Annotated in this window: 24 protein-coding genes; 6 read left to right on the forward strand and 18 right to left on the reverse strand. The window is 67.7% G+C overall.

Going from position 1 to position 24,458, the window contains the following annotated elements; genetic code table 11:
• The 3 genes from DFP85_RS14755 to DFP85_RS14765 form a co-directional block, all read right to left on the reverse strand.
• The coding region (locus DFP85_RS14755) for a dioxygenase (protein WP_279512947.1) at window positions 1–284 on the reverse strand (284 nt) is incomplete at its 3' end.
• Window positions 285–349: 65 nt separating this feature from the next.
• Complete coding sequence (catC, locus tag DFP85_RS14760) at window positions 350–640, reverse strand: muconolactone Delta-isomerase (protein ID WP_106232437.1); 291 nt, start codon at window positions 638–640, stop codon at window positions 350–352.
• Between the two features lie 66 nt (window positions 641–706).
• Window positions 707–1,825: a muconate/chloromuconate family cycloisomerase gene (locus DFP85_RS14765; RefSeq protein WP_133637204.1), complete on the reverse strand. Its 1,119-nt coding sequence runs from the start codon at window positions 1,823–1,825 to the stop codon at window positions 707–709.
• Window positions 1,826–1,929: 104 nt separating this feature from the next.
• Here DFP85_RS14765 and DFP85_RS14770 point away from each other — a divergent pair, with 104 nt between their 5' ends.
• Window positions 1,930–2,832 carry a LysR family transcriptional regulator gene (locus tag DFP85_RS14770; protein ID WP_133637205.1) on the forward strand — a complete coding sequence of 301 codons (903 nt, stop codon included), beginning with the start codon at window positions 1,930–1,932 and terminating at the stop codon, window positions 2,830–2,832.
• Window positions 2,833–2,924: 92 nt separating this feature from the next.
• On the opposite strand, the gene pobA is transcribed toward DFP85_RS14770, so the two are convergent.
• Window positions 2,925–4,109: a 4-hydroxybenzoate 3-monooxygenase gene (pobA, locus tag DFP85_RS14775; protein WP_133637206.1), complete on the reverse strand. Its 1,185-nt coding sequence runs from the start codon at window positions 4,107–4,109 to the stop codon at window positions 2,925–2,927.
• 160 nt (window positions 4,110–4,269) lie between these two features.
• Here pobA and DFP85_RS14780 point away from each other — a divergent pair, with 160 nt between their 5' ends.
• On the forward strand, window positions 4,270–5,163 hold the full coding sequence (locus DFP85_RS14780; protein ID WP_133637207.1) for a helix-turn-helix domain-containing protein: 894 nt from the start codon (window positions 4,270–4,272) through the stop codon (window positions 5,161–5,163).
• 70 nt (window positions 5,164–5,233) lie between these two features.
• Here the strand turns inward: DFP85_RS14780 and DFP85_RS14785 are convergent, their stop codons facing one another.
• The 5 genes from DFP85_RS14785 to DFP85_RS14810 all read right to left on the reverse strand — a co-directional run bounded on the left by DFP85_RS14785 (window position 5,234) and on the right by DFP85_RS14810 (window position 10,259).
• Window positions 5,234–6,523 carry a TRAP transporter large permease gene (locus tag DFP85_RS14785; protein ID WP_133637275.1) on the reverse strand — a complete coding sequence of 430 codons (1,290 nt, stop codon included), beginning with the start codon at window positions 6,521–6,523 and terminating at the stop codon, window positions 5,234–5,236.
• A gap of 1 nt (window position 6,524) precedes the next feature.
• Window positions 6,525–7,052: a TRAP transporter small permease gene (locus tag DFP85_RS14790; protein WP_133637208.1), complete on the reverse strand. Its 528-nt coding sequence runs from the start codon at window positions 7,050–7,052 to the stop codon at window positions 6,525–6,527.
• Window positions 7,053–7,058: 6 nt separating this feature from the next.
• Window positions 7,059–8,087 carry a TRAP transporter substrate-binding protein gene (locus tag DFP85_RS14795; protein WP_133637209.1) on the reverse strand — a complete coding sequence of 343 codons (1,029 nt, stop codon included), beginning with the start codon at window positions 8,085–8,087 and terminating at the stop codon, window positions 7,059–7,061.
• 393 nt (window positions 8,088–8,480) lie between these two features.
• A complete protein-coding gene (locus DFP85_RS14805; RefSeq protein ID WP_133637210.1) occupies window positions 8,481–9,296 on the reverse strand; it encodes a M48 family metallopeptidase in 816 nt (271 codons plus the stop codon).
• A 39-nt stretch (window positions 9,297–9,335) separates the two neighbouring features.
• The gene (locus DFP85_RS14810; protein WP_133637211.1) at window positions 9,336–10,259 is read right to left on the reverse strand and encodes a LysR family transcriptional regulator; all 924 of its coding nucleotides are present in this window, start codon (window positions 10,257–10,259) and stop codon (window positions 9,336–9,338) included.
• Window positions 10,260–10,415: 156 nt separating this feature from the next.
• On the opposite strand from DFP85_RS14810, the gene DFP85_RS14815 reads away from it, so the two are divergent.
• Genes DFP85_RS14815 through DFP85_RS14825 form a run of 3 tightly spaced genes read left to right on the forward strand, consistent with a single transcriptional unit; the run spans window position 10,416 to window position 13,401 of the window.
• Window positions 10,416–10,628: a hypothetical protein gene (locus DFP85_RS14815; RefSeq protein WP_133637212.1), complete on the forward strand. Its 213-nt coding sequence runs from the start codon at window positions 10,416–10,418 to the stop codon at window positions 10,626–10,628.
• Window positions 10,621–12,084, forward strand: coding sequence for a sodium:solute symporter family protein (locus DFP85_RS14820; protein ID WP_133637213.1), 1,464 nt, complete (start codon window positions 10,621–10,623; stop codon window positions 12,082–12,084). The genes DFP85_RS14815 and DFP85_RS14820 overlap by 8 nt, the downstream gene beginning before the upstream one ends.
• An 18-nt stretch (window positions 12,085–12,102) precedes the next feature.
• Complete coding sequence (locus DFP85_RS14825; protein WP_133637214.1) at window positions 12,103–13,401, forward strand: amidohydrolase; 1,299 nt, start codon at window positions 12,103–12,105, stop codon at window positions 13,399–13,401.
• A 134-nt stretch (window positions 13,402–13,535) separates the two neighbouring features.
• Here DFP85_RS14825 and DFP85_RS14830 read toward each other — a convergent pair whose 3' ends face one another.
• The 6 genes from DFP85_RS14830 to DFP85_RS14855 all read right to left on the reverse strand — a co-directional run bounded on the left by DFP85_RS14830 (window position 13,536) and on the right by DFP85_RS14855 (window position 19,735).
• Window positions 13,536–14,624 (reverse strand): NAD(P)-dependent alcohol dehydrogenase, encoded by a 1,089-nt coding sequence (locus tag DFP85_RS14830; protein ID WP_133637215.1) that lies wholly within the window; start codon window positions 14,622–14,624, stop codon window positions 13,536–13,538.
• Between the two features lie 105 nt (window positions 14,625–14,729).
• Window positions 14,730–15,641 carry a SphA family protein gene (locus DFP85_RS14835; RefSeq protein ID WP_133637216.1) on the reverse strand — a complete coding sequence of 304 codons (912 nt, stop codon included), beginning with the start codon at window positions 15,639–15,641 and terminating at the stop codon, window positions 14,730–14,732.
• Window positions 15,642–15,710: 69 nt separating this feature from the next.
• Entirely contained in the window at window positions 15,711–17,177 is a 1,467-nt protein-coding gene (locus DFP85_RS14840; protein WP_133637217.1) for an aldehyde dehydrogenase family protein, read from the reverse strand.
• Between the two features lie 35 nt (window positions 17,178–17,212).
• Window positions 17,213–18,763: an FAD-binding oxidoreductase gene (locus DFP85_RS14845; RefSeq protein WP_133637218.1), complete on the reverse strand. Its 1,551-nt coding sequence runs from the start codon at window positions 18,761–18,763 to the stop codon at window positions 17,213–17,215.
• A 32-nt stretch (window positions 18,764–18,795) separates the two neighbouring features.
• Window positions 18,796–19,341 (reverse strand): hypothetical protein, encoded by a 546-nt coding sequence (locus tag DFP85_RS14850; RefSeq protein ID WP_133637219.1) that lies wholly within the window; start codon window positions 19,339–19,341, stop codon window positions 18,796–18,798.
• 4 nt (window positions 19,342–19,345) lie between these two features.
• The gene (locus DFP85_RS14855; protein WP_133637220.1) at window positions 19,346–19,735 is read right to left on the reverse strand and encodes a c-type cytochrome; all 390 of its coding nucleotides are present in this window, start codon (window positions 19,733–19,735) and stop codon (window positions 19,346–19,348) included.
• A gap of 346 nt (window positions 19,736–20,081) precedes the next feature.
• On the opposite strand from DFP85_RS14855, the gene DFP85_RS14860 reads away from it, so the two are divergent.
• The gene (locus DFP85_RS14860) at window positions 20,082–21,791 is read left to right on the forward strand and encodes a sigma-54-dependent Fis family transcriptional regulator (protein WP_133637221.1); all 1,710 of its coding nucleotides are present in this window, start codon (window positions 20,082–20,084) and stop codon (window positions 21,789–21,791) included.
• 111 nt (window positions 21,792–21,902) lie between these two features.
• Here DFP85_RS14860 and DFP85_RS14865 read toward each other — a convergent pair whose 3' ends face one another.
• From DFP85_RS14865 to pcaQ, 3 genes are all read right to left on the reverse strand, one after another.
• Window positions 21,903–22,595 carry a protocatechuate 3,4-dioxygenase subunit alpha gene (locus DFP85_RS14865; protein WP_133637222.1) on the reverse strand — a complete coding sequence of 231 codons (693 nt, stop codon included), beginning with the start codon at window positions 22,593–22,595 and terminating at the stop codon, window positions 21,903–21,905.
• A 58-nt stretch (window positions 22,596–22,653) separates the two neighbouring features.
• Window positions 22,654–23,382 (reverse strand): protocatechuate 3,4-dioxygenase subunit beta, encoded by a 729-nt coding sequence (gene pcaH, locus DFP85_RS14870; RefSeq protein ID WP_133637223.1) that lies wholly within the window; start codon window positions 23,380–23,382, stop codon window positions 22,654–22,656.
• 103 nt (window positions 23,383–23,485) lie between these two features.
• Window positions 23,486–24,412: a pca operon transcription factor PcaQ gene (gene pcaQ, locus DFP85_RS14875; RefSeq protein ID WP_133637224.1), complete on the reverse strand. Its 927-nt coding sequence runs from the start codon at window positions 24,410–24,412 to the stop codon at window positions 23,486–23,488.
• Window positions 24,413–24,458 lie beyond the last annotated feature (46 nt).

The raw sequence follows: 24,458 nt of genomic DNA on the forward strand, positions 1-24,458 counted from the left end.
CGCTCGCGGTCGGCGGCGTCCATGCGCATGTCCAGGTAGTGGTCGAAGCCCAGCCCCGGGGCCAGCAGGCCGAACTGGGTGCCGTTGCCCAGCGCATTGAGCACGCTGACGGCGGACCAGAACTCCTCGGCGCTGACGTCGTAGTCGTCCATCAGGCGGAACAGGTCGGAGAGCAGGCGGTGCATGATCTGCTTGGCGCGCTCGCTGCCGCCTTGCTGGTCGAAGCCGGCGACGGTGGTCAGGAAGTCCTGGACCTCGGGGGTGTCGAATATCTTCACGGTCATGGTCGGTTATCCTCGATCGTTATCTGGTGCAGTCCCGCAGCGGACTGGCGTGCTTCATCCGCGACTCAGGCGTCGTCCTCGCGGATGGAGGACGGGTGGCGACACAGCGGTTTGACGCTGATCTCCATGTAGGGAAAGAGCGGCAGGTTGCTGACCAGCTCCTGAAGCTCGGCGTTGTCCTCGACGTCGAAGATGCTGACGTTCGAGTAGCTGCCGGCCACGCGCCACAGGTGGCGCCACTTGCCGGAGCGCTGCAGCTCCTGGGAGTAGGCCTTCTCGGTCGCCTTGATCTCGGCGGCCTGTTCGGCCGGCATGGACGGCGGCAGCTTGACGGTCATTTCCACCTGAAACAGCATGATGTTCTCCTCCTCTCTTCGGGACTGGCCCGATAACGATTGATGGCGGCCTCTTTGGGGCGGGCCTTACTGGCGCGCGTAGTGGGCCAGCTTGTCTTCGTCCAGGGTGATGCCGAGCCCCGCGCCCTGGGGCAGGTCGACACCGAACTCGCGGTAGTTGAGCGGCTCGGCGACGATGTCGTCCTTGAGCAGCAGCGGGCCGAACATCTCGGTGCCCCAGGCCATCTCGTCCTGTGTCGCCCAGGCGTGCAGCGAGGCCGCGGTGCCGATGGTGCCCTCGAGCAGGGTGCCGCCGTAGAGGCCGATGCCGGCGGCCTGGGCCACATGGGCCAGCTCCAGCACGCCGTGCAGCCCGCCGGACTTGGCGATCTTGAGGGCGAAGGCGCCACTGAAGCCGCCAGCCACCAGGTCGAGCCCGTCGCGGGCGTCCTGCACCGCCTCGTCGGCCAGCATCGGCACGTTGAAGCGGTTGGCCAGGCGAATCAGGCCGGCATGCTCGCGGGCGGGAATGGCCTGCTCGATCAGCTCGATGCCGGCGTCCTGCAGCGCCTGGATGCCGCGCACCGCGGTGGACTCGTCCCAGGCCTGGTTGACGTCGACCCGCACGCTTGCCCGGTCACCCAGCGCCTCCTTGATGGCGGCCACGTGGCGCACGTCCTGATCCACCGGGTTGGCGCCGATCTTCAGCTTGAAGTCGCAGTGGCGACGCTGCTCGAGGCGCAGCAGGGCCTCGTCGATGTCCTTGCGGGTATCGCCGCTGGCCAGGGTCCAGAGCACCGGCAGGTGCGTCTGGCGGGCGCCGCCCAGCAGATCGGCCACGGAGAGGCCCAGGCGCTTGCCCTGGGCGTCGAGCAGCGCGGTCTCCAGCGCCGACTTGGCGATGGCGTTGCCGCGGGCATGGCGATTCAGCCGGGCACGCAGCGCATGGACGTTGCCCGAGGGCTGGCCGACCAGCAGCGGCGCCAGGTAGGTGTCGATGTTGGTCTTGATGCTCTCGGGACTCTCAGGGCCATAGGCCAGCCCGCCGATGGTGGTGCCCTCGCCGAGGCCCTCGATGCCATCGCTGTGGCGCATCCGCACGATGACCATGGTCTGGCAGGCCATGGTGGTCATGGAGAGCTTGTGCGGGCGGATGGTCGGCAGGTCGACCAGCAGCGTCTCGATGCTTTCGATAACGGATGACATGGGGGCTCCGAAGTCCGGGAATCTGGTGATTGCATGGCAGTCTGATTGCAGCGGGAAGACCGAACCAATATTGTTTGGGTGCCCTGCCATACCCAGGAGGTATCATGGAACTGCGCCACCTCAGGTACTTCTGCGTGGTCGCCGAGGAGCTGAACCTGACCTGTGCCGCCGAGCGGCTGCACATGTCACAGCCGCCTTTATCCAGGCAGATCAAGCAGTTGGAGAAGGAGGTCGGGGCCGAGCTGTTCGAGCGGGGCTCCCGCGGCCTGCGCCTGACCACCACCGGGCAGTTCTTCCGGCAGCACGCCATCCAGATACTCGAGAAGGTGGACGTCACCCTCGAAGCCACACGACGCATGGCCCGCAGCAAGCGCGTCATGTTCGGCATCGGCTTCGTGCCCTCAGTGTTCTATGGGCAGCTGCCGCTGCTGGTCCGCGACTTACGACAAAAGGATAATGTCGAGCTGAGCCTGGCCGAGCTGACCACGGTGCAGCAGATCCAGGCCCTGAAGGCGGGTCGTATCGACATGGGCTTCGGTCGCCTCAGGATCGACGACCCGGACGTAGAACAGGAGGTGCTGTTCGACGAGCCGCTGATGGCGGTGGTGCCGACCGGCCACCCACTGGAAGGCACCACCCCGACCCTCGAGCAGCTCGCCCGCTACCCGCTGATCCTGTTTCCCGCCAAGCCGCGCCCCAGCATGGCCGACATGGTGCTCGGGCTCTTTCGTCGCCAGGGGTTGAAGGTGGAGGTGGTGCAGGAGGCCAACGAGCTGCAGACGGCACTGGGCCTGGTAGCCTCGGAGATCGGCATCAGCCTGGTGCCGGAGCAGGTGCGTCGCGTGCAGCGCGACGGCATCAGCTATGTCTACCTCGCCGACAGGAGCATCACCACCCCCGTGATTTGCAGCCGTCGCCGCGGAGAGGCCCCCTCCCCCGTGATGCAGGAGGCCAACGCCATCCTCGAGGTACTGGTGGAGAACCGCCGCAGCGGGCGCTATCCCTGAGACGCCGCCGGGGCCCTGCGGACAGTGATCGCCCACGACGACACCCGGGCCATCGGGCCCGGGTCGCGAGGTGATACTGGCGAGCGGTCGCGTTACTCGAGCGACTCGTAGGGCAGCCCCACGTAGTTCTCGGCGATGGTGGTCAACCCCGCCTCGGAGCTCGTCACGTAGTCGAGCTCGGCCTGCTGCATGCGAGTGGCGAAGTCCTCCTCCTCGGAGAACTTGTGCAGCATGGAGGTCATCCACCAGGAGAAGCGCTCGGCCTTCCAGATGCGCTTGAGGCAGGTCTCGGAGTAGCTGGGGATCAGGTCGGTGCGCCCCTCCTGGTAGACCTTCACCATCAGCCGATAGAGGGTGTTGACGTCGCTGGCCGCCAGGTTGAGCCCCTTGGCGCCGGTGGGCGGCACGATATGTGCGGCATCGCCGACCAGGAAGAGGCGCCCGTACTGCATGGGCTCCACCACGAAGCTGCGCAGCGGGGCGATGCTCTTCTCGATGGAGGGCCCCGTCACCAGCTTCTCCGCCACGTCGTCGGGGATGCGGCGCTTGAGCTCCTCCCAAAAGCGCTCGTCGGACCACTCCTCGACCTTCTCGTCCAGCGACACCTGGAGGTAGTAGCGACTGCGGGTCGAGGAACGCATGCTGCACAGGGCGAAGCCGCGCTCGTGGCGGGCGTAGATCAGCTCCTCGGCCACCGGCGGGGTGTCGGAAAGCAGGCCCAGCCAGCCGAAGGGGTAGACCTTCTCGAACTCCTTGATGCGCCCCTCGGGGATCGACTTGCGCGAGATACCGTGGAAGCCATCACAGCCGGCCACGTAGTCGCAGTCGAGACGGTGCGTCTCGCCATCCTTTTCGAAGGTGATATAGGGGCTATCGCTCTCGAGGTCGTGGGGCTGAACGTTATCCGCCTCGTAGAGGGTCGTGCCCCCAGTGGCCTCGCGAGCCTCCATCAGGTCGCGGGTCACCTCGGTCTGGCCGTAGACCATCACGGTCTTGCCGCCGGTGAGCCCGGCGAGGTCGACGCGCACGCGGCGATTGTCCAAGGCCAGCTCGACACCGTCGTGGACTTCGCCCTCCTCGTCCATGCGCTTGTCGACACCGGCCTCGCGCAGCAGGTCGACCATGCCCTGCTCCAGCACGCCGGCACGGATGCGGCTCAGCACATACTCGCCGGACTTGCGCTCGAGGATGACGTTGTCGATGCCCTGGCGGCTGAGCAGCTGGCCGAGCAGCAGGCCCGAGGGGCCGGCGCCGATGATCGCGACCTGTGTCTTCATGGGGAGACTCCGTTGTCAGGCAGTGGTGAACATCTGTTCGCTATGTGGATTGTATTTTTCACTGAAATCCACGCCCGTATAAGGCAATATTGGCAGAGTTAATTGGACGATCCCAATATGCATGGCCGACTTTAGTCGTAAAGCGCTGACCGGAGGCCCGATGTCCGACGCTGCTGTCCCCGTCTTCAAGCTGTATGGCGAGACGCGCCACTGGCCGACGCCGGACCTGCTCCACTGGGAATCGATTCCCGAACGCAGCCGGCTGCACGACTGGAAGATCCACCCCCATCGCCATACCGACCTGCTGCACCTGCTCCACCTCTCCTCGGGTCGCGTCAGCCTCGAGCTGGAGGGGAGCCTGCACGCCCATGACGCCCCCCTGGTCATCGTGGTGCCGGCCATGAGCATTCATGGCTTCCATTTCTCGCCGGATACCCAGGGGCATATCATCACGCTGGCAAGTCCCCTGGCCGAGCGGCTGGAGGCGCGCCTGGGTGGCCAGGCCGAGGTGCTGTCCCGGGCCACCGCACACCCTCTCGAGGGAACCCGGCAGGCCGGGCGTATCGCCACCCTGGTGGATCAGCTCGGGGAGGAGTATCGCCACCCTGCCCCCGGCCGCGAGCGGTTGCTGGAGGCGTTCGCCGAGGCACTGTTCATCGAGATCTCGCGCCTGATCGACAAGCGCGCTGCTGATGGCACCACAAAACGCCCGCAACCCCCGCACCGCGGGCTGGCCCACCTGCAGAACTACCAGGCGCTGATCGAGAAGCAGTTTCGCCAGCAACCCAGCATCGAGCGGTTCGCCGAACAGTTGGGCATGACCAGCGCCCACCTCAACCTGCTGTGTCGGCGACTGGCCGACCGCAGCGCCCTGCAGCTGCTCCATGAGCGCCTGCTGCTCGAGGCCAAGCGCCAGCTCACCTACACCAACATGACCATCGGCCAGGTCGCCGACAGCCTGGGCTTCTCGGAGCCCGCCTACTTCACCCGCTTCTTCAAGCGACTCACCGGCCTCTCGCCCCGGGACTTCCGACGGCGCCAGCCGGAGGCTTAGTACCGATACAAAAGTGCCCCCGGCCAGGGACGCTGAGCCGAGGGCGCGGTTAACCGCCGAGAGAAGCGGCTCAGAGCAGGAACAGGGTGGTCAGCACCGGGAAGGCGATCAGCAGCGCCAGGCGCAGGAAGTCCGAGACGATGAAGGGCGCGACGCCCCTGAAGATCTCGCCCAGCCCCACGTGGGGCGCCATGGCCTTGATCACGAAGACGTTCATGCCCACCGGCGGGGTGATCAGCCCCAGCTCCACGGTCAGCACGGTGATGATGCCGAACCATACCGGGTCGATGCCCAGCGACTGGATGATCGGGAACACCACCGGCACCGTGATCACCAGCATGGCGATCGCGTCCATGAACATCCCCAGCACGAAGTAGAGCAGCAGGATGCACAGCACCACCACGATCGGTGCCAGCTCCATGCCATAGAGGACGTCGGTGATCGAGAAGGAGATCCGCGACACCGAGATGAAGTAGCCCAGGGTCTCGGCCCCCACCAGCATGAAGAACACCACCGCGGAGAGCGCCAGGGTCTCCTGCACGCTGCGCCACAGTTCGGCCCCGCGCATGCCCTTGGCCAGGGCGTAGAGCAGGGTGGCGAAGGCGCCGACGCTGGCCCCCTCGGTGGGGGTGAAGGCACCGAAGTAGATGCCCAGGATCATCACCAGGAAGACCGCGAAGAAGGGCACCAGGCCGGTCATCGAGGCCAGCTTCTCTCGCCATGACGTCGGCTCGCCGGCCACCGCCAGCGAGGGCTTGAGGCGCATCACCACGCTCACCGTGAGCGCATACATCAAAAGCCCCATCAGCCCCGGCACCAGGCCGGCCATGAACATGTCGCCCACCGACTGCTCGGTGAGGATGGCGTAGATCAGCAGCGCGATAGAGGGCGGGATCATGATCCCCAGGGTGCCGCCGGCGGCCAGCGCGCCGGTGGCCAGGCCACGGTTATAGCCGTAGCGCTCCATCTCCGGCAGGGCGACCCGGGTCATGGTGCTGGCGGTGGCCAGCGACGAGCCGGAGATCGCCGAGAAGATCCCGCAGGAGCCCACGGCCGCAATGGCCAGCCCGCCCTTCCAGCCACCACAGATGGTGCGTGCCGAGAGGAACAGCTTGCCGGCCATGCCGGAGTGCGCCGCCAGCACCCCCATCAGGATGAACATCGGCACGGCGCTGAAGCTGTAGTTGGAGAGCACCTCCACCGGCACGGTCTTGAGCTGGGCGATGGCCGCGCTCCAGCTGATCACCTGGGCGAAGCCCACCACCCCGACGATCAGCATGGTCAGCGCCACCGGCACCCGAAGCACCATCAGCACCAGCAGCAGGCCCAGGCCGATGGCCCCGATCATCTCACTCGACAGATCAATCCCCACGGGAGACCTCCCCCTCGGCGCCGAAGACGGCACTCAGCACGGCATGGACCAGGCTGCGCAGCCCCAGCAGCAGGCTGAGCACGGCGGCTGCATGGTAGATGGGCCCCATGGGAATCCGCAGGTCCTGGGTCACCTCGCCATGGCGGGCCGCCGCACTGGCGGAGTCCAGCAGGCCGAGGAAGAGAATCAGGCCGAGTGCCGTGAACCCCAGCAGGTAGACGCCATGCAGGCGGTTCTTGATGCCGGGCGACAGGCCATGGGAGAAGGCCTCCACCACCACCTGGCTCCTCTCCACGTTGGCGGCCATGGCCGCCAGCAGGGAGAAGAGCATCAGGTAGCTGACCAACTCCACGCTGCCGGAGACGCGCAGGGCGATGGCGCCCTCGGTGAGCCGGTAGAGATAGCGGGTGCCGACGTCGGCGATGGTCACCCCCAGCAGCGCCACCAGGGCGATGCCCGCGACGAGCTTGCACAACAGGGCCAGCCACTGGCTGGCCCGTTCCAGGGTGGACTGCATGTCCCCTTACCCCTGCTCGGTGGCACAGGACTCGCTGGCGGCGAGCGCCGCCTCGTAGACCTCTCGACCCGGCAGGCCGCGCTCCTCGAGCCGGGTCAGGTAGCTCTCGATGCCGTCCTGAAGCGGCTTCTGCCAGTCCGGATGCGAAAGCGGTTCCTCGATCTCGCGGATGGTGTGGCCGGCGTCCCTGGCCTCCTGCTTGCCTTCCACGTCCAGGCGGTCGAACACCTCGCCGGCATTCCCGGCCCACTTCATGCCGGCGTTGGCGTCGATCACCGCCTGCTGTTCGGGGCTCAGGTTGTCATAGGCGCGCTGGTTCATGGTGGCCACGAAGATCAGGGTGTAGAACGGCACCTCGGTGTGGTACTCGACCAGCTCGTTGATGCGGAAACCCTTGAGGCCCTCCCAGGGGAAGCTCAGGCCATCGATCACCCCGCGCTGCATGGCGGTGTAGATGTCCGGGGCCGGCATGCCCACCGGGCTCGCCCCCATGTTCTCGAGCATTTCGCCGGCCACCGCGGTGGGGCGGCGGATACGCAGCCCCTCCAGGTCGGAGGGCACCTGGACGTCGGTGTCAATGGTGTGGATACCACCCGGACCAGTGGTAAAGAAGAACAGCGGCCGGGTGTCCTCGTACTCGCTGTCGAGGTGCCCCTCGTCGTAGAGGGTCTGCAGCACGCAGGCGCCCTGGGTCGCCGTGGTCGCCACCCCGGGCAGCTCGACGATCTGCGACAGCGGGAAGCGCCCGGCGGTATAGCCCTGGGCGGTGGCGCCGATATCGGCGATGCCGTTGGCCGCCGCCTCGTAGATGGAATCGGGCTTGGCCAGGGTGCCGGAGGGGAACATCTCGACCCGGAGCTCACCATCGGACTCCTCCTCGAGGGTGGCCGCCCACGCCTCGAAGATCTCCTGGTTGACGCCCGAGGCGCCCGGCCAGAAGTGGGCCATGCGCAGGGTGGTGGCCGACTGGGCAGACGCGGCGCCCAGGCCGGCGATGGACGCGGCCAGCAGGCAGGCGGTGAACTTGGCCTTCATGGTGATCCTCCGAGCTCATTGTTATGGATCTGGAAAAGTTCGATATACGAATACAAGTTCGTAATGGTTGCCAAGCTACCCCAGATGACAACACATGGATAATCGACATTCGTCTAAAGAAGCACCTGTGCAGGATGAAGCCCTTATAGAGAAGCTTCCAGGCGGTCAAAGCAGGACGAAACAATGAAAAATTTGGACTTTTCACAACTAACACCCTAAGGAAGGTGGCACCTGCCTGATGCAGGTGCCACCTTCCTTCAGACTATCCATGCGCTAGTCGCCGATCTTCAGCACCGGCTTGACGGTGGTGCCATTCTTCGAGTCCTCGAAGGCCTGGTCGATCTGCTCCGGCGCATAGAGCTTCACCAGCCGGTCGAAGGGGAAGCGCCCCGCCTAGCCGGCGCAGTCGGCCGGGGTGGTGGCGCGATAGGCTGCTTCGGCCTCCCCCATGGCGTCTTGAAGTGCCTCGATGCGCGAGCCGTGGGCCGGATGGGTGGAGAGGAATTCGGGCGGCTGGCCACCTCCGGCTTCCGCCATGTTGCGCCACAGCGCCACGCTCGCTTGCGGGTCGAAGCCCGCCCGCGCCATGATCGCCAGGCCCATCAGGTCGGCCTCCTCCTCGTGGGCGCGGCTGAACGGCAGGCTGATGCCAAGCCGGGCGCCGAGGCCCAGGGCCTGCATCAGCTGCTGCTGACCCAGCTCTCCCTCGCCGAAGAGACCCACCAGCAACAGCACGGCCTTGATGCCGAGCTGCTGGGTGAGGCGCTCATTGCCGTGGTCGGCCAGCACATGCCCCACCTCGTGACCGATCACCGCCGCCAGCTGGGCCGGGGTCTCGGCCACCCGCAAGAGGCCGGCATGTACGCCGATGCGCCCACCCGGCAGGGCGAAGGCGTTGGGGGAGGGATCCTCGAAGACCACCACCTCCCAGGCCTCGGGCCGGTCGGCGGCCGGGTAGCGCGCCTCGGCGGCGGCTACCACCGCCCGGGCCACGCACTGCACCCGGCGGTTGACGGCCGCGTCGCGTGACACCGGCTGGCGCTGACGCAGCTGGTCGAAGGCATCCCCACCCATCCGGGCCATCAGGGTGTCCGGCACCAGGGCCAGCTGGGAGCGGCCGGTCGGAGTCTCCTCGCAGCCGGCCAGCAGCACCAGGGACAGCAGGAACGGAATTACCCATAACAGGCGCAACCGGCAGCGCAGGCGCATCACGTCATCCTTCTCGTCAGTCGTACCAGGCAGGCCAGCCTAGCCCGCCAGGCCAGGGGAGGAAACGCCCTCCTCCCCGAACAGCTCCTCGACGAGGCCGACCAGGTTGTGGAGGGCCGGCGCGTCGTTGCTCGACCGCCAGGCCATCCACAGCGGCATGTCGCAGGCAGTGAGCTCTGCCAGATGCAGGAAACGGATGCCGGGCATGGGATGGGCGCTGCTCGCCGAGGGCACGATGGCGATCCCCAGCCCTGCCGCCACCATGCTGAGGATGGTGATGTTGTCGGCGCCGTACTGGACCACCCGCGGCTCGAAGTCGAGGCGGGCGAAGTGGGCCATCACGCGGTCGTAGTAGACCGGCGAGACGCTGCGAAAGCCCCATACGAAGTCGGCTTCCTTCAGTTCGCTCAGACGGCTCGGCGGCGAGGACGACCAGCGCGAGGCCTCGGGTACGGCCAGCATCAGGTGATCGTGCTGCAGCAGGCGGGTCTCCAGGCCCGGCTGGTCGGCGCTGTCCAGGTAGAGGATGCCGGCGTCAAGGCTGCCCTCCCGCAGCCGCTCCAGCTGGGGCCCCGAGAGCAGCGGGAAGACCTCGAAGGCGACCCTGGGGTAGCGATCGCGATAGTGTCTCAGCAGCGCTGCCACTTCCGGCACCCAGAGATGGGTCACCGTGACCCCCAGGCTGACCTTGCCGATCAGCCCCTGGCCCAGCGAGGTGAGTCGCGTCCGGATCTGGGTGCGCCGGTCGAGCAGCTGGACGGCCTCCTCAAAGAGCGCCTGGCCGGCCACCGTCAGGCTGACCCCGCGGGCATGGCGCTCCAGCAGCCGGATGCCCAGGTCCTCCTCCAATAGTCGAACCTGCCGGGTCAGTGCCGGCTGGGCGACGTGCACCCGGCGGCTGGCCGCGGAGATGGACCCGGTCTCCGCAACGGCAATGAAGTAGCTGAGCTGGCGGAATTCCACGGCCGTCTCGTCTCATCCAGGGAGGGGCATTCACTCTAGCCATATCATAACGGCATGTCAGCAATGCCAAACCTATATTTTTTCTATCGAGCAAGGCGTTCCATAGTCTGGGGACAACCCATAACAAGACTCGCCCTCGGCGAGCTGGACTCTCCCATGACCAAGACCTACCACCTGTTGACCGGGCTGCACTTCGCGCTGTGCACCCTGGCCATGATCTGGCCCGGCGCCCTGATCGCCAACCGTATCGAGCCCATCGTGCTGGGCCTGCCCTTCCTGTTCTTCTGGTACACCCTGTGGATGCTGGTGCTCTTCGCCGGCATGTGGATCGCCTTCGTCGTTCGTCACGGAGGTGGCCGCCATGAGTGATTCCGTGATCATCGTCGGCATTACGCTCGTCTACCTGGCGATGGTGCTGGTGGTGGGGCTGCGCGCCCGCGGCCAGTCGAGCGCCAGCCTGGAAGGCTATGTCGCCGGCGGCCGCCACGTGGGCGTGGTGATCCTGTTCTTCATCCTCGGGGCCGAGATCTTCTCCGCCTTCGCCTTTCTCGGCACGCCGGGCTGGGCCTACCAGCACGGCGCGCCGGCCTTCTATATCCTGGCGTATCTCTCGCTGGTGCCGATCACCATCTGGGCGTTGGGCCCGCGGGTGGCCAAGCTGGGCCGCGAGCGGGGCTACCTGACCCAGGGCGACATGATCGCCGACCATTACCGCAGCAAGCCGCTGGGCATGCTGGCCGGCATCATCGGCGTGGTCGCCCTGGTGCCCTACCTGACCATCCAGATCGCCGGCGCCGGCCTGCTGTTCCAGGCCGCGACCGACGGCATGGTGCCCTTCTGGCTGGGTGGGCTGCTGGCCTTCGTGGTGGTGGCCGCCTACGTGTTCTGCAGCGGCCTGAGCGGGATCGGCTGGACCAACCTGGTACAGGGCGTGATGATGATCGCCATCGCCTGGTTCCTGGGACTGGCCATCTCCGAGCGCCTCTACGGCGGCGTGGGGGAGATGTTCACCCAGCTCCAGCAGCAGGCCCCGGAGTACCTGACCATGCCCGGGGCCACCGGCATGGGCTGGGGCTACTTCAGCACCGCCGTGCTGGTCAGTGCCTTCGGCGGCGCCATGTGGCCGCACCTGTTCATGAAGTTCTACTCGGCGGACAGCGGCAAGACCCTGCGCAAGGTCAGCGTCTTCTACCCCCTCTACGCGTATCTGCTGGTGCCGCTGCTGTTCATCGGCTTCGCCGGCATCCTGGCCTTCGCCGACTCGCCCCTGGAGCGCGCCGACACCGTGCTGCTGAAGATGGTGATGGAGGTGGCCAACTTCTCGCCCTGGGTGATCGGCCTGATGCTCTCCGGCGCCCTGGCAGCGGCCATGTCCACCGGGGCCAACCTCGCCCACACCGCCGCCATCGTGCTGGTGCGTGACGTGATGGGCCCCACCGTGATGAAGGGTGCCAGCGAGAAGACCACGGTCAGCGTGACGCGCTGGAGCGTGCTGGGGCTGTCGCTGGCCGCCTACCTGATCGCGCTGCTCAACCCAGGTTCGCTGGTCATGATCCTGCTCACCGCCTACGGCGTGATCATCCAGCTGTTCCCGATGGTGATCGGCGCGCTGTTCCTGCCACGGCTGCGCCGCGCCAGTGTGATGGCGGGTGCGCTGATCGGCAGCCTGGCCTTCCTGCTGATGGAGTTCGTCTGGAGCTCGCCGCTAGGTTGGCACGCCGGGGTCTGGGCCATGCTGCTCAACGTGGCGGCGGTCGCCGCCTGGCAGCAACTGAGCCATGCCTCGCACAACGGCCTTCGCGTGCCCGACACCTCGAGCCACTGAATCGCCATGGAGACCACAATGACGACGCAAACCAATATGCCGGATCTCAAGGGCGCCATCGGCGCCCAGGTGGAGGCGACCCTCGAGGAGGTTCAGGCGCTGTACCGCCAGATTCACCAGCATCCCGAGCTGCCCTTCGAGGAGCACGAGACCAGCGCGCGGCTCGCCGAGGCGCTGGAAGCGCTGGGCTATGAGGTGACCCGCGGCGTGGGCGGCACCGGCGTGGTGGCCCTGCTCGAGAACGGCGACGGCCCCACGGTGATGCTGCGCGGCGACATGGATGCCCTGCCGATCAGGGAGGAGACTGGCCTGGACTACGCCAGCACGCGCACGGTGGAGACCGAGGGCGGCTCGGTGCCGCTGATGCATGCCTGCGGCCACGACCTGCACAGCAGCTGTGTGGTCGGCGCCGCTGCGGTGATGGCGGGGCTGAAGGAACACTGGTCCGGCACCCTGATGCTGGTCTGCCAGCCGGCCGAGGAGGTCTTCGGCGGGGCCAGGGCCATGCTCGATGACGGCCTCTACACGCGCTTCGCCCGGCCCGAAGTCATCCTCGGCCAGCACAACATGCCGGCGCTGGCCGGCACCGTCGGCCATCGCGCCGGCAGCGCCATGGCCGCCTGCACCAACCTGGCCGTGACGATCCACGGCGCCGGCGGCCACGGCTCCATGCCGGCGCAGACGGTGGACCCGGTGGTGATCGCCGCCCATGTGGTCACCCGCCTGCAGACCATCGTCTCCCGCGAGGTGCCGCCAGAAGAGACCGTGGTGGTGACCGTCGGCAAGCTGCATGCCGGCACCCAGGCCAACATCATTCCCCACTCCGCCGAGCTCGAGATCAATATCCGCAGCTTCGACAACGCCCTCCACCGCCAGGTGGTGGAAGGTATCGAGCGCATCATTCGCGCCGAGTGCGAGGCCGGCCGCTCGCCGACGCCGCCGGAGTTTCGCGTGCTCAACGAAACTATTGCCCTGCACAACGACCCGGCGACGGTCGAGCGGGTGCGCCGGGCCCACGGCGCGCACTTCGGCGAGGCCAACCTCTACGCCATGCCGCGCCTCAACGGCAGCGAGGACTTCCCGTTCTTCGGCAACGCCGAGGCCGGCGGCTTCGGCGGCGAGGACATCCCCTACGTCTACTGGTTTATCGGCGCGACGCCAGAATCACGCTGGGTGGAGACGCCGGGGACGAGCGTGGCGGAGAAGATGCGCCACCTGGAGATGCCCCACTCGCCCTACTACTTCCCGGGCAACGAGGTCACGCTGCGCACCGGCATCGAGGCCATGGCCGCCGGGGCACTCGCCTACCTGGGGTAGCCTCGCTGGGACGGCGACGCCCTGCAGAATGGAAAGGGGGCGGCATCCGGGGATGCCGCCCCCTTCGTTGCGGGTGGGCTTTAGGGCGCCGGCCGTGGAGGGCCCCGATGCGCCTGCCACTGGGTCTCGGCGGGTCAGTCGAACCTCAGCACCGGCTTGACGGTGGTGCCGTTCTTCGAGTCCTCGAAGGCCTGGTTGATCTGCTCGGGCGCATAGAACGTCACCATCCCGTCGAAGGGGAAGCGCCCCGCCTTGTGGTAGGCCACCAGCTGCGGGATGAAGACCCGCGGCACGGAGTCGCCCTCGATCACCCCGATCATCGACTTGCCCTCGGCCATCAGGTCCTGGTGCACGTCGAGGGTGACCTCGGGGGTGACGCCGACGATCGCCGAGACGCCCAGCGGGCGCAGCGCCTGAAGCGACTGGCGCACCACCGCCGGCACCCCGGTGGTTTCCACCGCAAACTCGCTGCCGCCACCGGTGATCTCGCCAATACGTTCGACCACGTCGTCGTGCTTGCCGTTGAGGGCATGGGTCGCGCCCAGTTCCCGGGCCAGCGCGAGTCGGCTGTCGTGGACGTCCACCGCGATGATGTGCCGGCAGCCGGCGATGCTGGCCGCCATGATGGCGGAGAGCCCCACCGCGCCACAGCCGTAGACCACCAGGCTCGTGCCGAAGTCGGGCTTGAGCCGGTTGAGCACGGTCCCCGCGCCGGTCTGGATGCCGCAGCCCAGCGGGCCGAGCAGCGCCAGGTCCACCTCGGGGTCCACCTTCACCGCATTGCGGGCGCTGACCACGGCATGGGTGGCGAACGACGACTGGCCGAAGAAGGTGGCCAGCGCCTCGCCGTCACGTGCCAGGCGGTAGCCGCCGTCGTCCATGGCACCGCCGAAGTTGAGCTCGTTGAAGGTGTCGCAGACGGTGGGATGGCCGGTCAGGCAGTGGCCACAGCGCCCGCAGTGGGCAAACGACAGCACCACGTGGTCGCCCACCGCGAGTCCCGTCACGCCCCCGCCGAGGGCCTCGACCACCCCGGCGCCCTCGTGGCCCAGCACGATGGGAAAGGGCGCGATGCCCAGGTCCCTGGCCACGGCATCGGTATGGCAGACACCCGTCGCCACGATACGCACCCGCACCTCGCCCAGGGCGGGCTCGGCGAGCTCCACCGCCTGCCATTCGAAGTCACTCCCCTGCGCCGGGGTCACGGCCGCTTGAATCTGCATGGATACTCTCCTCCCTCGAAGGCCCCGCCCGGCCGGCGGCCGAGCGGGGTCGGTAGCGCTCCGGTGATGCCCCCGGCCGCCACGTCGGTGGCCGCCGGGGAAGGCTCACAGGAACTTGGTCAGCTGCAGGCGGATGGCGTCGCCCTCGCTCTCCAGGCCATTGAGGCCACCCGCCTCGGCATCGTACTCGTGATAGGCGGCGCCCTTGAGCTGAACGCCGACTGCCGGCCAGAGGTAGCCCGCCTCGAGGCCGATGGCGTGCCGCTCGGCCTTGGCGCCGGTCGCCGCGCCGTCATCGGCCTCCAGCTGCCAGGCGTCATAGCCCACCAGGCCAAGCTCCAGGCCGTTCTCCAGGCGATGGCCGAGGCCCCACTCCACCAGCCAGCTGTCTCCCGGTGTGATGCCGGTCACGTCCTGCTCGGTCTTGATCTCGTAGCGCGACAGGGCCGAGACGTTCCAGCGCCGCTCGGCATCGAGGTGCCACATGCCACCCAGGGTGAGCATGGTGGTGCCATAGCCCTTGCCCACCGAGGCCGGGTTGTCGGCCTCGAAGTCGGCGGTGTCGAACCAGTGGCCGGCGGCGAAGGTGGCGTCCCAACGCTCGCCGTGCCAGCCGAGGATCACCGGGCCCACGAACACATCGCCGAGGCCGTCGTCCTCGAAGCGCTGGCCGCCGACCGGGGTCTCCAGGTCGAGCTCGGTATCGAGCATCGGCACGATCGCTTCCATCCCGTAGTCGGCGCCCAGGAACTGCTGGCCGGTCATCCAGATGACGCGATGGGCCCAGGCGTTGACCGATCCCGTGTTGCGCCCGGGTGCGGCGTCGCCGCTGGCGTCACGGAAGCTGTCGATGTCGTAGTGCATCAGGTAGCCCCGGTAGTAGAGGCCTTCCGGTGGGGCGGCCGCCGCGCTCAGCCCCTCGATGCCCGGAACGTAGTGGCCGTTCACGGCAAGCGCGGGCGTGGCAAGGAGGCTGGTGCCAAGGGCAGCCAGCCAGGCAGTTGTCGGATACTTCATCGCGTGTTGTCTCTCTTGTTGGCTCGCCCTGCCACCCCCGGAGAGGGATGACAGGGCCATCGGTCGTGCCTAGAACGGGTAGGCGCGCGGCGCATGCTGGACGCTGATCCACTGGTCGGTGGTGAACTCCTCGATGGCCCAGTCGCCGTTGAAGCGTCCGAGGCCGGAGTTCTTCTCGCCGCCGAAGGGCACGTGGGCCTCGTCGTTGACCGGCATGTCGTTCACATGGGTCATGCCCGCCTTGATGCCCTGGGCGAAGCGGGCGCCTCGCGCCAGGTCGGCAGTGAACACCGCGCTCGAGAGTCCGTACTCGCTGGCATTGGCAAGCGTCAGGGCATGGGCCTCGTCGCGGGCCTTCTGGATGCCCACCAGCGGACCGAAGATCTCCTCGCGACTGATCTCCATCTCCGGGGTGACGTCACCGAACACGTGCGGCGGCACCAGCTGGCCGTCGATCTCGCCCTCCAGCAGCACGGTTGCGCCCTCCTGCCGGGCCGTGGCGATCTTGGCCTCCAGGCCCTCGCGCTGCTTGGCGTTGATGATCGGCCCGACCACCGTTTCCATCTCGTTCGGGTCGCCGACACGGAGCCCCTTGACCTTCTCCACGAAGCGCGCAACGAAGTCGTCATAGCGGCGCTCGTCGACGATGATGCGGTTGATGGCCATGCAGATCTGCCCCTGGTGCAGGAACTTGCCCATGGCCGCGGCGTTCACCGCCTGGTCGAGGTCGGCATCGTCGAGCACCACGAAGGGGCTGTTGCCGCCCAGTTCCAGCGCCACCTTCTTGATATGCTCGCCGCCGCTGCAGATCCCGCCGATGCGCCGCCCCACCGGGGTCGAGCCGGTGAAGGAGACCATCCGCGGCACGCGGTGCTCCACGAAGGCGTCGCCGATCTCGCTGCCGGCACCCACCACCACGCTGAGCAGCCCCTCGGGCAACCCGGCCTCCTCGAAGATCTTTGCCAGCAGCAGGCCGCCGGTGACCGGGGTGTCGCTGGCCGGCTTGACCACCACGGCGTTGCCCAGCGCCAGCGCCGGGGCGATGGAGCGCTGGGAGAGGTGCAGCGGGAAGTTCCAGGGGCTGATCACCCCCACCACACCCAGCGGCTTGCGGTAAACGCGGTTCTCCTTGCCCGGCACGTTGGAGGCCAGGGTCATGCCATGCACCCGGCCCGGCATGCTGGCGGCCTCCTGGGTGATGCCGCGGGCCGCGCCCCACTCGACGTTGGCCTTGAGGCGGGTGCTGCCCGACTCGCGAATCAGCCAGTCGATGATCTCCTCCTTGCGGGCGTCGAAGATCTCCACCACCCGCTGCAGCAGGGCGCTGCGCTCGGACGGCGGGGTCGCTGCCCACTCGGCCTGGGCCTTTTCGGCCGCCAGGAAGGCGGCATCCAGGTCGCTGCGATCCGCCAGGCGGATATCGAGCAGTGCGCTGCCATCAAAGGGGTTGGTCACCTCGGCACGGCGTTCGCTGCCGCCCTCACGCCACTCGCCGGCGATGGGCTGGAGATGGAAATCGCGGTATGCAGTACTCATGGGTCACTCTCCTCTGGGATATCGCGGGCCGAGGGTCACTGGCGAATGCCGGACTTGCCGGGCGACAGGATGCCGTTGGGGTCCAGGGCATTCTTGAGGGTCCTGTGCACCTCGCGCAGCGGCTCGCCGAAGGTGCCGGCGACCTGCTCCATGAACTCGGTGTTGGTGCGGTAGAGCCCGTAGCCGCGCTTGGCGAATTCGTCGATCAGCTCGGCGAAACAGTCATGGGCACGCTGGGTCTCCTCCGGGTCCTGGCGGTTGTAGAGCAGGTCGATGACGTGGTGCATGTCGCGCCAGCCGACGATGTACTCCGCGACATAGTCGAAGCCGTACTTGCCGAGGATCTGCTGGGCCAGCTCGGTCTGGTCCCTGGTCTCGCTGCCCTTGGCCTGGGAGACCGGCGCGAACCACATGGAGCCACCGCCCCCGCGCCAGTTGTAGAGGCCGAACTCCTGCAGGTTCATGTCGCCCTTCATCAGCGCCGAGCGATACTCGAAGCCGCCGCCGCGCTTCTCGGCCTCCTCGCCATACATGATCTTCGCCTTGCCGCTGGCGCCGAAGGCCTGCTCGACGATCTTCCAGTTGACCTCGATCTGCTCCGGGGTGCCGTAGAGCGCCGCGTAGACGTTCCACTCGCCGATGCCTTCATCGGCCTTGATGCGCTCGATGGCCTCCCGCGGGATGGAGTCGCTGCCGTCGTAGTACTCCTTGCGCACCACGTGGGTGCCCGCATCCCAGAGGGTATGCACGATGACCACGGCGTTGGGGATGATCTGGGCGATGCGCAGCGGGCGCAGCACGTCGACGATCTCCTCGATGTCCTCGGGATCCTGGTACTGGATCAGGAAGGGACGATAGGCAGGCGGCTCCGGCATCAGCCACAGGCCCATCTTGGTGACGATGCCGAAGTTGGACTGGGTGAAGAGCCCGTCGATGTAGGGGCCATAGCCCCACTTGAAGACCTGCCAGGAGCTGGAGTTCTCGATGCCCCCCATGCCGGTGCGCACCACCTCGCCGTTGGCCAGTACCACCTCCATGCCGCACTGGAACATGAAGTGCTCACCGTAGGGGGTATAGCCCACGCCGCGGTCCAGGGTGTTGCCCACCGGCCCGGCGATCGCCGAGGGGGCCGGGGGGTCGAGCCACAGCTTGAGGTCGTGCTCCTTGATGTAGTCGTAGAGCTGCTGGTAGGTCACGCCGGGCTCGAGCAGCGCCGTGCAGACCTCGGCATCCACGTCGAGGATCCGGTTCATGCGGTGCATGTCGAGCATCACCTGGCCGGTCTCGCCCGGGGCGGCGGAACCGTAGCCCAGGTTCTTGCCGGTGGAGATGGTCCAGATCGGCACCTTGTACTCGTTGCAGGTACGCACGATCCCCTGCACCTGCTCGGTGGTGGTGGGCAGCAGGGCCGCGGAGGGGATGTAGTCCGCGTCGTCGCCGGCCATCATGATCTTGGTATAGGGCGCGAGCTGGTCACTCTCGGTCAGGACGCTGTCGGCGCCGAGGATCTCGCGAAAACGGGCCAGGGCGGCATCGAAGTCCGCCTCGCTGACGCCCTTGGGAAGAATGCGCTGTGTCGTGCTCATGGATGGGTCTCTCGATTGTTGTGATCAGGGGCTCAGAGCCGAACCAGGAAGCTCAGCTCGGTAGCACTCGTGGCCTCTCCGGCGGGACGCCTGGCCTCCCGGGAGTGGCGACCATGGCCGTCCGCCAGCGCCAGTCGGGCATATTCGCGCCCCAGCGCGGCCTGCCAGCTGCCGGTCTCCACCGCCAGCGGCGCCGACAGCGGGCCGCGATGGCTCAGAAGCTGGTGGCGTCCCGCCTCGTGGCGGCCCAGGGCCAGCACGCGACCGCGACCGGCCAGCAGGCTGGTGAGCAGCACCAGGCCCGCCTCGTCGGTAAAGCCGGTCGCCAGGGTGCCGGCAGGCAGGGCGTTCAGCGCCAGCGGGTCGAGGCGGCCCTCGTAGCGCGGTGCCCAGCCCTGCTGGCGAAGCCCCAGCCCCAGCTCGGTGGTCGAGCGGTCGGCCCCGTAGAGGCGGATCGGCCCATGCACCGGGGCATCGGCGAGGCCGCGCTCTGCGGCCCAGGCGGCCCCCAGGGAGAGCGGCACCGCGGAGCCCAGCAGCAGGCCATTCTTGAGCAACTGTCGACGTGTCAGGTTCATGGCCTCACTCCTCACCGCCCTGGGCGGGCGCGTCGTCCAGCTCTCCGCTGACCAGGGCCTGGATCAGCGCCTCCAGCTCGGGGTCGCTGATCTTGGCCGCACGGAAGGCCGGCATGGCGGCCCGGCCGTTGCGCACGGTCATGCGGATGTAGTTGCCGCGGGCCTCCCAGGCCGCCTCGGGGAAGGCGATGGTGATCTCGGGACCGACGGCCTTGTCCGGGGCGTGGCAGTGGGCACAGACCTGGCGGTAGACCTCGGCGGGGTCGCGAACGTCCGGCGCGCTGTCGGGGGCTGCCGAGGCCGCCGCCGGGAGCAGCAGGGCCCCGAGCAGGGCGAGGGGCTTGAGCCTGAGCGAGGGGAGGTGCCGGCAAGGTACCCTTGTTGTGTTGTGCATGTCAGTGTCACCCGTCTGTTCGTCAAGGGCATGTCGCCTTCGGAGCACACCGACACCAACGCCTTAGACTTTGGTATAAATCAAGAAGTTAGCATCGTGCTCCACGTCATTTAACTGTCAAGAACCATGCCGTTATCGGAAAAAACCTTGTCATCAAGGCACTAGGCGAGTTCCCGGCACCGGATTGTCCGGATTGCGGACACCTGTTCGATACTATGGCTCAACCATTTGGTGACCCCCTGCGCAAATGGTGAAGCTCTGCCGTCACCCTGACGGGGGTCCTTGCCCCTCTCCTCCGGACGGGGTGATATCCTCTGGCCTTGATCCGCGACAGCTGGAAGACGTCATGTCCGCCTCACCCCCCGACTACCCCAGTGCCCGCGACCTCATGGATGCCCTGCGCTTCCTGCCGGAGGAGGGCCAGATCTGGCTCGGCGAGCAACGCATGCTGCTGATGCCGCTGGCGGCCTCGTCCTTCTTCCGCAACGAGCTGGTGACCACCCTGGGCATGGAGCGTGCCCGCGGGCTCTTCATGCGACTGGGCTACCATTCGGGACTGATGGATGCGGAGCTCGGCAGGTCACTCAGGGGAGACGACGAGGCACTGGAGGAGAGCTACCTGGCGGGCCCCCAGCTGCATGCCCTGCAGGGCCATGTCCAGGCGGTGCCGGTGCACCTGGAGATGGACCTGGAGAACGACTGGTTCTATAGCGAGTTCATCTGGAAGGGCTCCTTCGAGGTCGATGTCTGGCACCCGCGAGGACCCCAGGCCGAGCCCGTCTGCTGGACCCTGCTGGGGTACGCCTGCGCCTATGCCAGCCACCTGCTGGGCCGCGAGGTGCAGTTTCGCGAGGTCAGCTGTCGCGGCTGCGGGGAGGGCGAGTGCCGCATCGTCGGCAAGCTGGCCGAGGAGTGGCCCGACCATGAGGCCTTCGCCGAGCACTTCCGCGAGGAGCCGCTGATCGATGAGCTCTACGAGCTGCAGGCGCGCATCGCCACCCTGGAGGGGGACCTGGCCCGCACCCGCGGCCAGGAGGACTGGGCGCCCATCGGCTCGACGCCGGCCTTCCAGGAGATGCTCGCCATGCTCGACAGCGCGGCGCCCTCCGAGGTCCCCGTGCTGCTGCTGGGCGAGACCGGTACCGGCAAGGAGATCCTGGCCCGGCGCCTGCACGACCAGAGCCACCGTGCCGAGGGCCCCTTCATCGCCGTCAACTGTGCGGCCATCCCCCCGGAGCTGATCGAGTCGGAACTGTTCGGCGTCGAGAAGGGGGCCTACACGGGCGCCGTGCAGTCGCGGATGGGGCGCTTCGAGCGGGCCGACGGCGGCACCCTGTTCCTGGACGAGCTCGCCGAGCTCTCGCCGCGGGCCCAGGCCGCCCTGCTGCGGGTACTGCAGGAGCAGCAGATCGAGCGGGTCGGCGCCCAGGCGGTGCAGGACGTGGACGTGCGCATCGTGGCCGCCACCCATACCGACCTGCTGCGACGCGTCGAGGAGGGCAGCTTCCGACAGGACCTCTTCTACCGCCTGAATGCCTTCACCCTGACCGTGCCGCCCCTTCGCGAGCGACGCGAGGACATCCCCGCCCTGGCGGAACACTTCCTGTCACGCTTCGAGCACCACTACCAGCGCCGCACCCTGGGCTTCTCCGACCAGGCCCGCTCGGCCTTGTGCCAGTACCGCTGGCCGGGCAACATCCGCGAACTCAAGAACAGCGTCGAGCGCGGCGTCATCCTCACCGCCGACCACAAGCGCATCACCGAGAAGGCGCTGTTCGGTGACTATCGGGTCCCCACCCTGGAGCGCGAGAAGGGCCAGGGGCTCGATGCCTCGGGCATGCTCACGGCCTCACCGGGCGGCACGCCCGTCGAGGCGTCACCGCGGGAGCGGGTCCGTGCGTTGATCGAGGCCGGCATGACCCTGGAGGAGGTCGAGCGCACCATGCTCGAGGCTGCCCAGGCCGACAGCGACGGCAACATCACCGCCGCCGCTCGCCGGCTGGGCATGACCCGCGCCGCCTATGCCTATCGGCTCAAGAAGCACGGCATGCGCTAGGCCAAAGTGCAACGGCGAGAGGAAGGCCCCCGTAACGCAGAAGGCCCCGCCATCCTTATCGGGATGGCGGGGCCTCGCGTGGGGCGCGCGCCCGATCAGGCGTCGACGCGTCTAGACGTCAAAGAACACCGTCTCGCCCTCGCCCTGCAGGCGGATATCGAAGCGATAGCGCACCTTGCCATCGGCCTCCTCGCGCCTGGCGATCAGGGTCTCTCGGCGGGCCGGTGACTCGATGCGCGAGAGCACCGGGCACTCCGCATTCGCCTCGGCCTCGTCCTCGAAGTAGAGGCGGGTCTGAAGGTGGATATTGATGCCGCGGGCGAAGAGGGTCAGGTTGACATGCGGGGCCATCAGCAGGGCGCTGCGGGCACTCGCCAGGTCGTTCTCCTTGTCGTCGATGGCACCGTGCGCCTCGTCGATGCCATCTACCCGCACGCGACCCGGCTTGACGGTCTTGAGGGTCCACTCACTGCCGTGCTCGAAGGTGGTGGCGGTGCGCCCGAAGCTGTTGAACGGCTTCTCGAGGTCGTACTCGCGCTGGTAGACCCCCTTGCTGTCCGCCTGCCAGGCCTCGAGGAAGGCGTCGCGCACCAGGTCGCCGTTGCCGTCGATCACGGTACCGACGATCTCGATGTGCTCGCCCTCGGCCTCGGGACGGGCCATCTCGTTCCAGATCTCCTCGTCGCGGGTCGGGTTGCCGGCGGCGGCCAGGGCCAGGCCGATGTGAACGTAGGGCCCGGCGGTCTGGGAGGCGGTCTCGCGCAGCATCAGCTCGCTGGCGGGCTGGGAATTGGGCTGTTTCATGGTCTGGTTACCCCATCCTGTCACTGGTTCTCGCACCGATCACTGGTTTTCAAACCGGTTACTGGTTTTCGAAATAGGTCTGCAGTTCGCCGCGCACGACCAGGTCGAAGCGGTAGGCCAGGCAGTCCATGGGCCGGCTGCGCGCCATGTCCAGGCGACCGATCATGGTCTCGACGGCGTCGGGATCCTTGAGGGTGTTGACGATGGGGCACAGCGGGATCAGCGGATCGCCCTCGAAGTACATCTGGGTGATCAGGCGGGTGGAGATCGCCGGGCCCATCACCGAGACGTGAATGTGGGAAGGACGCCAGCTGTTCACGTCGTTGGGCCAGGGATAGGGGCCCGGCTTGATGGTGCGAAAGCGGTACCAGCCCGCCTCGTCGGTCAGGCAACGCCCCACACCGCCGAAGTTGGGATCCAGCGGCGCCAGGTAGTTGTCGTTGCGGTGACGATAGCGGCCGCCGGCGTTGGCCTGCCACATCTCCACCAGGGTATGCGGCACCGGCTTGCCGAACTGGTCGACCACGCGACCGAACATGATGATGCGCTCCCCCACCGGCAGGCCCTGGCCCTGATCCTGGCGAAAGTTGAGCAGCAGGTCGTTGTCGTGGGGGCCCATGCGCAGGCCGCGGAACGCCGGGCCGGTGAGCTCGGAGGCGGTGGCATGCTGCATGCTGACCAGCGCCTGGCGCGGGGAGCGGGCCACGGAGGTCTTGTAGCCGGGCGCATAGGCCGGCGGATGCCAGTTGCGGTCGCGCTCCACGAAGCGCTTGTTGCGGTCCTGCATTTCGATTCGTCTCCAGGGGGTATGGATCACGGCCAGTGTGGCGCCCTGTCGCGGAGCTGCCAATTGACGTCTTCATCGCCTTGCATAACCCCTGGGTTATGCCTCACCTGCCACCCACCAGGTTCGCCGCCACCTCGCGGAGCGTCTCGCAGAACCCCTCCAGGGCCAGCGACGGCGCCAGGCTGGCGTTGGTGCAGAGCCCCACCGAGCCGCCCTGCTGCTCCAGTGCCAGGGCCAGCTCGGCCAGCCGGCCGTCGTGCAGGGCGTCGCGCACCGCCTCTTCCGGCGCCACCCAGACGGCGTCGCTCTCCAGGGTGTAGCGGTGGCTCAAGGGCAGCGACAGGGTCTCCAGCTGTTGCCCCGGCAGGCGCAGCGAGTGGCGCACGCAGAAGCTGTCGACCTGCTGGCGCAGCGTGGTCCGGGGCGGTGGCAGCACCCAGGGGTAGCCCCCCAGCCGGTGGGGCTCGAGGGGCTCGACCCCGGCCAGCGGGTGCCCTGCCCGCACCACCAGGACAAGGCGCTCGTAATAGAGGTGCTCGAAGGCCAGGTCGCGGATCTCGCGGGCCTCGGTCATGCGCCCCACCACCAGGTCCAGCTCCCCCCGGCGCAGCCGGGAGAGCAGGAAGGCACTGGGCCCGGTCACCACGTTGACACCGGCCTCGCCGGCCTCGGCCTGCTGCCAGCGCCGGATCGCCTCGGGCAGCAGGTGGCTCTCCACCGTGGAGAGCGCCCCTACCCTGAGCCAGCGCACCGCGGCATGGGCCTCGCCCAGCGCGCTGACGCCCTCCTCCAGGGCGCGGATCGCCGGGCCAGCGTGGCGCAGCAGGGTCAGGCCGGCCTGGGTGAGCGCCACCCCTCGGGAGGTCCGCTCGAAGAGCGCGGTGCCGAGGATATCCTCGAGCTCCTTGATGGTCTTGGACATGCCCGGCTGGGTGATCGCCAGGCGCTCGGCGGCACGCGCGAAGCTGCGCTGGCGGGCCACCTCCAGGAAGGCCTGGAGGTGGCGCAGCTTGATGCGGGCATTGAGCATTCGGACCTCCCGTTGGCGCGGGGCGAACCGCCGCCGACTCGCCATA

The sequence above is a fragment of the Halomonas ventosae genome, assembly GCF_004363555.1.
Taxonomy (GTDB): domain Bacteria; phylum Pseudomonadota; class Gammaproteobacteria; order Pseudomonadales; family Halomonadaceae; genus Halomonas; species Halomonas ventosae.